General features: G+C 46.0%; 1 pseudogene. It reads left to right on the top strand.

From position 1 onward, the window contains the following. Positions 1-289 precede the first annotated feature (289 nt). Positions 290-522, top strand: a pseudogene (locus PORUE0001_RS02210) (IS110 family transposase); the annotation flags it as partial.

Genomic DNA, 522 nt, shown 5'->3' with positions numbered 1-522 from the left:
CGTGGATATTTTTTTGATGCTTAGGAAGAGCTTTAACTTTGCAGAGTGAAAAGAAATCGACCCGAGATTAGGTCAGTTGAACGGGTTGTTCTTACCTTTGTTGTAGTGAGGTAAGGACAGCAACCAGAGGGTAATCTATCGTCCCTACGAGGCTTCGAGCCTAAGGTCTGTTAGAGACCCTCTGGAGTTCAGCTACTTGAGACTTATTAGAAAGTGAGGCTCAGAGCCTAATTAAAGTAATAGCCTAATGTAGCCTAGCTGGCCCTTATCAATAATCAGATACAAAGTTATGAAATATCACTTTATCGGCATCGACGTTTCCAAAGAAAAACTGGATGCCACCCTGATTCGCTACGAATCAGAATCAGACAGCGAGCAGCAGCTCGCCTACACCACTGTAGAAAACAACCCTAAGGGGTTCCGGAGCCTTGTCTCTTGGAGCAAGAAGAACGCTGGTCGAGGAGTCAAGACCGACACCATGCTCTTCTGCTGTGAGACTACAGGAGGATACGATCGAGCACT

This window comes from Porphyromonas uenonis 60-3, from assembly GCF_000174775.1.
Taxonomy (GTDB): domain Bacteria; phylum Bacteroidota; class Bacteroidia; order Bacteroidales; family Porphyromonadaceae; genus Porphyromonas; species Porphyromonas uenonis_A.
This window is presented reverse-complemented; position numbering and strand designations above follow the sequence as displayed.